This is a genomic window from Pseudomonas sp. BAY1663 (assembly GCF_000582595.1).
Lineage (GTDB): Bacteria > Pseudomonadota > Gammaproteobacteria > Pseudomonadales > Pseudomonadaceae > Stutzerimonas > Stutzerimonas stutzeri_AF.
In genome coordinates, this window is sequence record NZ_AZSV01000047.1 from 26,934 (window position 1) to 35,234 (window position 8,301).

The 8,301-nt window shown below is 66.9% G+C and carries 10 protein-coding genes; 6 read left to right on the plus strand and 4 right to left on the minus strand.

Translation table 11 applies throughout. The features are described 5' to 3' along the window. The first annotated feature begins 202 nt into the window (after positions 1–202). Together BAY1663_RS14015 and BAY1663_RS14020 are read left to right on the plus strand one after the other, a co-directional pair. A complete protein-coding gene (locus tag BAY1663_RS14015) occupies positions 203–946 on the plus strand; it encodes a hypothetical protein (protein ID WP_037041858.1) in 744 nt (247 codons plus the stop codon). A 54-nt stretch (positions 947–1,000) separates the two neighbouring features. Then, positions 1,001–1,351 carry a hypothetical protein gene (locus BAY1663_RS14020; protein WP_037041860.1) on the plus strand — a complete coding sequence of 117 codons (351 nt, stop codon included), beginning with the start codon at positions 1,001–1,003 and terminating at the stop codon, positions 1,349–1,351. Between the two features lie 34 nt (positions 1,352–1,385). Here BAY1663_RS14020 and BAY1663_RS14025 read toward each other — a convergent pair whose 3' ends face one another. Both BAY1663_RS14025 and BAY1663_RS14030 read right to left on the minus strand, forming a co-directional pair. After that, positions 1,386–2,660: a TIGR03862 family flavoprotein gene (locus tag BAY1663_RS14025; protein WP_037041862.1), complete on the minus strand. Its 1,275-nt coding sequence runs from the start codon at positions 2,658–2,660 to the stop codon at positions 1,386–1,388. Positions 2,661–2,672: 12 nt separating this feature from the next. After that, positions 2,673–3,593: a histone deacetylase gene (locus BAY1663_RS14030; RefSeq protein WP_037041864.1), complete on the minus strand. Its 921-nt coding sequence runs from the start codon at positions 3,591–3,593 to the stop codon at positions 2,673–2,675. 76 nt (positions 3,594–3,669) lie between these two features. Between BAY1663_RS14030 and BAY1663_RS14035 the strand changes: the two genes are divergently transcribed. The 3 genes from BAY1663_RS14035 to BAY1663_RS14045 all read left to right on the plus strand — a co-directional run bounded on the left by BAY1663_RS14035 (position 3,670) and on the right by BAY1663_RS14045 (position 5,760). Continuing rightward, positions 3,670–4,233, plus strand: a complete 564-nt coding sequence (locus BAY1663_RS14035) for a GNAT family N-acetyltransferase (protein ID WP_037041866.1) — start codon at positions 3,670–3,672, stop codon at positions 4,231–4,233. 64 nt (positions 4,234–4,297) lie between these two features. Next, on the plus strand, positions 4,298–5,167 hold the full coding sequence (gene tesB, locus BAY1663_RS14040) for an acyl-CoA thioesterase II (protein WP_037041868.1): 870 nt from the start codon (positions 4,298–4,300) through the stop codon (positions 5,165–5,167). Beyond that, the gene (locus BAY1663_RS14045; protein ID WP_037041870.1) at positions 5,164–5,760 is read left to right on the plus strand and encodes an HAD family hydrolase; all 597 of its coding nucleotides are present in this window, start codon (positions 5,164–5,166) and stop codon (positions 5,758–5,760) included. The genes tesB and BAY1663_RS14045 overlap by 4 nt, the downstream gene beginning before the upstream one ends. A gap of 510 nt (positions 5,761–6,270) precedes the next feature. Here the strand turns inward: BAY1663_RS14045 and BAY1663_RS14050 are convergent. Both BAY1663_RS14050 and BAY1663_RS14055 read right to left on the minus strand, forming a co-directional pair. After that, the gene (locus BAY1663_RS14050) at positions 6,271–7,128 is read right to left on the minus strand and encodes a neutral zinc metallopeptidase (RefSeq protein WP_037041872.1); all 858 of its coding nucleotides are present in this window, start codon (positions 7,126–7,128) and stop codon (positions 6,271–6,273) included. A 116-nt stretch (positions 7,129–7,244) separates the two neighbouring features. Further along, complete coding sequence (locus BAY1663_RS14055; protein ID WP_037041874.1) at positions 7,245–7,679, minus strand: DUF411 domain-containing protein; 435 nt, start codon at positions 7,677–7,679, stop codon at positions 7,245–7,247. A gap of 183 nt (positions 7,680–7,862) precedes the next feature. Here BAY1663_RS14055 and BAY1663_RS14060 point away from each other — a divergent pair. Further along, the coding region (locus tag BAY1663_RS14060) for a DUF4345 domain-containing protein (protein WP_037041876.1) at positions 7,863–8,301 on the plus strand (439 nt) is incomplete at its 3' end.

Sequence of the window (8,301 nt, forward strand, 5' to 3'; positions counted from 1 at the left end):
AAAGCCTATTCGACTTCATTTTCGACCAAGGCGAGCGGGGATTCTGGAATATTTGTGCAGCGGCCTGGTGCCGGTCGATGGTGTCTGGGCTGCTGAAGTTTGCAGGTTTGAGGATCGCTCCGATCCACCGTTTGAGCAAAGCCATATGTAAGCTTCGTGTGTCGGCCCTTCCGGGCTAGCGTGGCGACCTCGATAAAGGGAAATGAAGATGTTCTGGGGAAGGGATAAGACCGTTCGAATCGAATTCGCCAGCCCTCCAGTGGTGGTGACGGCTGCGGCTCCATCGGTCTCTGGTGGATTAGCGGCAGAAAAGACGTTCAGCAGCATGCCCCTCAACCTTGAGCAATTTCTCAAGCTCGCTGCCGTCATGGTTGCAGTGGTTAATGCGGCACTAGTAGTGCTGGGCTACATGCGTTATGTCGGCCTGCTGCAGCAATTTGGCATTAGTCGGACGGAAGTCGCCTTTACGTTCTCCGACCTGCTTTCCTTCGGCTACGTCGGCTTCCTGAACATGACTCTCTCCGGCCAAATAGCCGTCGCCGCTGTCAGTACGGGCATCACCTTGCCGGTGATGGCCATCGTGATTCGGGCCAAGCGGAATCTGCACTCGTTCCTGCAATTCATACTCATCTGGTGCGTATCAATGGGGCTCTTTTTCTTGGTAACCGCTCCTTACTGGATCGCTTATAACCCCGGCAAGCAAGCTGCTTTCTCGGTGGTGGCGAAGTCATTGAGCGTCGATGAGGAGCAATTGCTGGGACTGGAAACAGAGCAGGAAGTGAGCACTGAGAATGGCCCATTGATCGGCAATATCATCCTGGCGATGCCCGATATCACCTTCCTGCTGAAGGACGGTGTCCTTTATAAGGTTCGCGCTTCCGATGGCAAGATTCTGCGTAAGACCCACCTGCGAGCCAAGTTGAAACCAACTGGTCAGGTGCAATAAGAGTCGACTGATTCCAGTGATCCTTTGGAATCAGGAACGCGTTGGGAGAAACGCATGTACACACTGCTGGACTTCAAGGAAGAAGTGCTTGCCGAGTACCTGAATACGGCCCTGCGGCGGCATGGGCTGGATTCTTACGTTTTCAATGTCGGCGTCGATTGCGACGGCAACGCCATTTTCTCCATCGCCTGTCTCAATGTGAGCGAAATGCAGCAGGCGAGGCGCTTGATTTACAGCAGCCGGCATTTTCTGGAAGACATACATCCGGAAGCCGCCAGTGTGCTGCGCGAGATACGCCGGCAAAACAGGCAGCTATTTCTCCGGTTGCTCACATCCAAGTCGGCTATCGCGATCTCCGCCGTGGCTTCGGCAGCCGCCATCCTGGGTTACCTGTTTGATCTGTAGTGCACAGCCCACCTGATCGGCTTGCGATGCAGGATTACCTTCGAAGCGGGCGCCCACCCAACCACCGCAACACCCCCTCGGCCGCTGCCTTCCCCGTCGCGAAACATGCGGTGAGCAGGTAACCCCCGGTCGGTGCTTCCCAATCGAGCATTTCGCCGGCGCAGAACACGCCGGGCAGTTGGCGCAGCATGAGGTTGGCGTCCAGTGCCTCGAACGGTACGCCGCCGGCGCTGCTGATGGCTTCGTCCAATGGGCGCGGGCGGAGCAGGGGGATGGGCAGGGCCTTGATCGCGGCGGCCAGGGCTTGCGGGTCGCGGAAGGTATCGGCGTCGGTCAGTTCGCGCAGCAGGGCGGCCTTGGCGCCATCCAGGCGCAGGTGGCGGTGCAGGTGCTTGGCCATGGAGTGCGAGCCGCGCGGTTTGGCCAGGGCGGTGGCGATCTGCTGTTGCGAGCGGTCCGGCAGCAGGTCGAGCAGCACGGTGGCCGAGCCCTGTTGCTCGATGCGCTCGCGAATCGGCGCTGACAGCGCATAGACCAGGCTGCCTTCGATGCCCGTGGCGGTCAGGACGAATTCGCCCTTGCGCGGGGTATCGCCGGGCAGCGCGAGGGTGACGGTCTTGAGCGGGGTGCCGGCGAAGCGTTCGCGCAGGTGGGCGCTCCAGCCGGCCACTTCGAAGCCGCAGTTGGCCGGCCGTAGTTGGGCGATGGCGATGCCGCGGGCCTGTAGCAACGGCACCCAGGCGCCGTCGGAACCCAGCCGCGCCCAGCTGCCGCCGCCCAGGGCGAGCAGGGTGGCGTCCGGGGCGAGCAGGCTTTCGCCTTCCGGGCCGGCGATACGCAGCGCGCCGTGCTCGTCCCAGCCCAGCCAGCGCCGGCGGGTATGGATCTGTACGCCGCTGTCGCGCAGGCGCTTGAGCCAGGCGCGCAGCAGCGGCGCGGCCTTCATGTCGGTGGGGAAGACGCGGCCGGAGCTGCCGACGAAGGTGTCGATGCCCAGGCCGTGAATCCATTCGCGCAGGGCGTTCGGATCGAAGGCTTCCAGCCACGGGCGCAGCGCGCCGGCCCGTTCGCGGTAGCGGCCGACGAAGGCGGGGAACGCCTCGGCATGGGTGATGTTCATGCCGCCGACGCCGGCCAGCAGGAACTTGCGGCCCACCGAGGGCATGGCGTCGTACAGGTCCACCGTTGCGCCGGCCTGACTCAGCACTTCGGCGGCCATCAGGCCGGCGGGGCCACCGCCGATGATGGCGATACGGGAAGGCGGGGCGGTCGGGAGCATGGTTCGGGCCTGGCGGTGCGGGGCGGGCATTGTAGCGGCTGTTCAGCCCAGCCCGTAGCGCCGCCAGGCCGCGGCGGCGCTGAAATGCAGCTGGGCGTGGCGGCGGGCGAGCAGGGCGCGGTCCTTGTCGTAGCCGCCGCCGATCAACCCGACCACCGGGATGTCGCGACTCAGGCAGTGGTCGAGCACGGCGCTGTCGCGCGCGGTCAGGCCGGCGTCGCTGAGTGCGAGCAGGCCCAGGGCGTCGTCGCGGTGCACGTCGACGCCGGCGTCGTAGAGCACCAGGTCCGGCTGGTAGATCGGCAGCAGGTAGTTCAGCGTGTCGTGCACCGTCTTGAGGTAGGCCGCGTCGCCCATGCCCGGCGGCAGCGGGATGTCCCAGTCGCTATGGGCCTTGCGGGCCGGGAAGTTCTTCTCGCAGTGCAGCGAGACGGTGACCGCGTCGGGCACGTTTTCCAGGATGCGCGCGGTACCGTCGCCCTGGTGCACGTCGCAATCGAAGATCAGCACGCGGCTGGCGCGCCCGCTTTCCAGCAGGTAGAGGGCGATCACCGCCAGGTCGTTGAAGATGCAGAAGCCCGAGGCATGGTCGCGATGGGCATGGTGGGTGCCGCCGGCCAGGTGGCAGGCCAGGCCGTGCTGCAGTGCCTGTTCGGCGGCGAGCAGCGAGCCACCCACGGCGCGCACCGTGCGCTGCGCCAGCTGCGGGCTCCAGGGCAGGCCGAGGCGGCGCAATTGCTCGCGGTTCATGTCGCCGCTGCAGTAGCGCTCGACGTAATCGGCATCGTGGGCGAGGGCGAGGACCTCGCGGCTGCACGTTTCGGGGCGCAATAGTGCCGCGTCCGTGGTCAAACCACTGGCGACCAGGTGGTCGCGCAGCAGGCGGAACTTCTCCATGGGGAAGCGATGGCCTGACGGCAGGGGCGGGCTGTAGTCGTCGTGGTAGACCAGGGGCAGCGACATGAACGATGCGAGTTCGACGAGGCGGGTAATGCGCCGGAGTATGCCGGCAGGCAGTCGGCACGCTCAAGGAGCAGGGATGGCGGAGAAACGGATCGAGCTGGAAACGCCGCGCCTGCGTTTGCGCCGCTGGCATGACGAGGACCTCGACCCGCTGGCGCAGATTTGTGCCGACCCGGAGGTGATGCGCTACCTGCCGGCTCCCCTGTCGCGCGACGAGAGCGCGGCGTTGCTGGTGCACTGCCGGCTGCACTTCCTGCGCTACGGTTTCGGCCTGTGGGTGATGGAGCGCAAGGACAGCGGGGCGCTCATCGGCTTTTGCGGGCTGGCCTGGAGCGCGTCGCAGCTGCCGTTCGCGCCGGCGGTGGAACTCGCCTGGCGGCTGGCGTGCGCGCAATGGGGGCAGGGCCTGGCCTACGAGGCGGCTGGGGCGGTGCTGGCCTGCGCCTTCGAGCGCCTCGAGTTGCCGGAGGTGATCGCCTATACCGCGCAGCTCAACGAACCCTCCCGTCAGCTGCTCGAGGCGCTCGGCATGCAGGCCGATACAGCGGGCGATTTCGACCATCCCGGCTTGCCACCGGGACATCCCTTGCGGCGCCAGCTATTTTATCGACAGTGCCGCAGCGATTGGCGCGGAGGCTGACCCGCGCAGGCGAAGCCCGTAACATTGCGCGCCTGCTCCGTCCCCTTATTCAAGGAAGCTGCAAATGACCCAGATACTCGACGCCCTGGTCCATCTGCTGACGCTGGAACGCATCGAGGAAAATCTCTTCCGCGGCACCAGCCAGGACCTCGGTTTTCCCCAACTGTTCGGCGGGCAGGTGCTCGGTCAGGCGATTTCCGCCGCGAGCCAGACGGTCGTCCCGGAACGCCATGTGCATTCGCTGCACGGCTACTTCCTGCGCCCGGGCGATTCGCACCAGCCGGTGGTGTATGACGTCGACCGCGTACGCGATGGCGGCAGCTTCACCACGCGCCGGGTCAGTGCGATCCAGAAAGGCCAGACCATTTTCACCTGCATCGCCTCGTTCCAGGCCCAGGAGAGCGGCTACGAACACCAGTTGCCGATGCCCGACGTGATCGGCCCCGACGACCTGCCCAGCGAGTGGGAGCTGCTGGACAAGCTGTCGCCGATGGTGCCGGAGCGGGTGATGGAGAAGCTGCGCCGGCCCAAGCCCATCGAGATCCGTCCCGTCACGCTGGCGGACCCGGCCAACCCGCAGCCCATGGAGCCGGTGCGGTATATCTGGTTCCGTGCCGACGGCACGCTGCCGGACAGCCCGGCGCTGCACAAGTACCTGCTGGCCTATGCCTCGGACTTCAACTTCATCGGTACCGCGCTGCAGCCCCACGGAGTCAGTTCCTGGAGCAAGTTCATCCAGCTGGCGAGCCTGGACCATGCGATCTGGTTCCACCGCGAGTCGCCGGTCGACGACTGGCTGCTCTACGCCATGGACAGCCCCTGGGCCGGCAATGCCCGCGGCTTCGCCCGTGGCAACATCTTCAACCGCGAGGGCCAACTGGTGGCCTCGGTGGCCCAGGAAGGGTTGATCCGCGTGCGCGAGGACTGGATGTGAAGATTGCCGAGGTGCGGCACTGGGTGTTCGACATGGATGGCACGCTGACCATCGCCGTGCATGACTTCGCCGCGATCCGCCGCGCCCTGGACATTCCGCCGGAGGACGACATCCTCCACCACCTGGCCGCGCTCCCTGCCGACGAGGCGGCGGCCAAGCGCGCCTGGCTGCTGGAGCATGAGCGCGAGTTGGCCTATGCGGCCCGGCCGGCGGCCGGTGCCCGCGAGCTGCTGCAGCTGTTGCGCGAGCGCGATTGCCGCCTCGGCGTGCTCACCCGCAACGCCCACGAGCTGGCGCTGGTGACCCTGCAGGCGGTGGGTCTGGGCGACTGTTTCCTGCCCGAGGACATTCTCGGCCGCGACGAGGCGCCACCCAAGCCGCACCCGGGCGGCCTGCTGCAGCTGGCCGAGCGCTGGGGCGTCGATCCGCGGGAAATGGCGATGGTCGGCGACTACCGCTTCGACCTGGAATGCGCCCGCGCCGCCGGCGCCCATGGCGTGCTGGTCAACGTGCCGGAGAACCCGTGGCCGGAGCTGTGCGACCTGTATGCGCGTGATTGTCATGCGCTGCGTGGTGGGTTGTTCGGGACCTGAGGCCTAAAAACCATCGCCCCGGGTCGGGCCTCCCACCCGAGCAGCGAACGCCCCGCGAACCTGTAGGAGGCGCGACCTCGCGGCGATGCAGGCCGCAGGCCTGCCAGAAGCGCAAAGGCATCGCCCCGGGTCGGGCCCCCCACCCGAGCAGCGAGCGCCCCGCGAACCTGTAGGAGGCGCGACCTTACGGCGATGCAGGCAGCAGGCCTGCCAGAAGCGCAAAGGCATCGCCCCGGGTCGGGCCCCCCACCCGAACAGCGAGCGCCCCGCGAATCTGTAGGTGGCGCGCCCTCGCGGCGATGCAGGCCGAAGGCCTGCCAGAAGCCCAAGAGCATCGCCCCGGGGTCGGGCCTCCCACAAAAGCAGCCGGTGCACGCCGGCCCCAGTGGGAGGCGCGCCCTCGCGGCGATGCAGGCCGAAGGCCTGCCAGGGGCTGAAAAAGCGTCGCCCCGGTCGGGGGGCTTCACAAAAGTCCGTTACACCGAGCCCCTGCGGCAGTGGGCCGGGCCGCTAAAGCCGTGCCGCGCCGAAGGTGTCGCAGCGGCCGGGGTCGCCGTGCTCGAAGCCGCCGCGGAACCAGCGTACGCGCTGCGCCGAGGTGCCGTGGGTGAAGGCGTCGGGGACCACGCGGCCCTGGCTCTGTTGCTGCAGGCGGTCATCGCCGATGGCGTTGGCGGCGTTCAGCGCTTCCTCCAGGTCGCCTTCCTCCAGCCAGTCGTGGCGCTGCTGCGCGTGGTAGGCCCAGACGCCGGCGAAGCAGTCGGCCTGCAGCTCCTGGCGCACCAGCAGGCCGTTGTCGCCCTCCATCCGTGCGCCGCGCTGGCGGGCGGCCTGCATCTGCCGCGAGACGCCGAGCAGGGTCTGCACGTGGTGGCCGACCTCGTGGGCGATCACGTAGGCCTGGGCGAAGTCGCCGGCGGCGGAGAAGCGCCGGGCCATGTCGTCGAAGAACTGCAGGTCGAGGTACACCTGCTGGTCGCCTGGGCAGTAGAAGGGGCCGACGGCCGAGCTGGCGAAACCGCAGGCCGAGTTCACACCGCCGCGAAACAGCACCAGGGTCGGATCGCGATACTGCGCGCCGCCCTGCTGGAACAGGGCGCGCCAGGTATCTTCGGTGTCGCCGAGCACGGCGCGGACGAATTCCACCTGCGGATCGTCGCCTCTGGGCCGCTGGTCCTGCTGGGAGACGCTGGTGCCGGTCTGATTGGCCAACTGGCCGAGAATCTGCAGTGGGTCCTGGCCGGAGAGCAGGCCGATCACCACGACGATGGCGATGCCGCCCAGGCCCAGTCCACCGCCCAGGCGCATGCCGCTGCGGCCCCTGGCGTCCACCACGTTGTCGCTGCGTCGGGCTCGATTCCAGCGCATGAGTTATCCCTCTGAAACGGTTGGCGGGAGAGCGCGGCCGTAGCGAAGCGGCCGCTGTTTTCCACTCAGACCCGTTCGGCGCGAAAAAGCTGCAGTCGTGACAGGCGCTGGATCGATCAGTTGCCCGGGTACTCGGCGATCACGCGCTCCTGGCCTTGCCCGCTGACGCCGATCACCTGGTAGGCATCCTTGTGCTCGCCCATTTCCATGCCCGGCGAGCCGAGCGGCATGCCGGGCACCGCGGCACCGATCAGGTCGGGCTGGGCGCGCAGCTTGAGGATGTCGGCAGCCGGCACGTGGCCTTCGACGAACTTGCCGTCGATCACGCCGGTATGGCAGGAGCCCAGGCGATGCGGCACGCCATGTTCCAGCTTCACCGCGGCCATGTCGTTGACCACGTGGTCGGCGACGGCGAAGCCGTTTTGCTCGAGGTGATCGATCCAGGCGCTGCAGCAGCCACAGTTGGGGTCGCGGTAGACATCGATAGCGATCGGCTCGGCCGCCTGGGCGAGACCGGCGAGCAGGGTGGGCAGAAGCAGGAAACGGCGCATAAGGCTACTCCGACAAGCGAGGTGGGCAGGATAACGCCCGCCCAGCGGCCAACCCAAGGGCTGATCTGTGAGTGTTTGTCACATGCCACGGGGCTTCCGACGGCCGGCGCAGGCGAACCAACCGCCGCTTGGAGCAGTCCGATGCCTATCGGGATGCCGAGTCGCACATCAGGAGAGTTTTCGATGCGTTTTGCCCGTTGCGTGTTGCTTGTGCAGGCGCTGGTAATGGTCAGCTTCAGCCTGGCTTATTGGCTGCGCCCCTACGAGATGGCGAACCTGAACGGCATGTTGCTCATGGAGGGCGCCTCGGTCAGCCACATGCGTGTCTACTACGGAGGCTTGCAGCTGGGGCTGGCGCTGTTTCTGCTATGGGCGACGCGGGCGCCCGAGCGGGCCCGGCCGGCGTTGGTGATGCTGATGATCACCATGACGGCACTGGTGCTCGGGCGGTTGGTGTCGCTCTGGCTGGATGGCGGCGAACTGGTCGGCTTCGATTTGGCCTCGCTGGTCTACCGGGTGCTGGCCGCCGCGCTGGCTGGCGCCGCCTGGCTGGCGATCCGCGAGCGCCCCGAACCGGCTCCGGAACGCATCGAACCCCCGACCCGGCAGCTGGCCGGCGAGC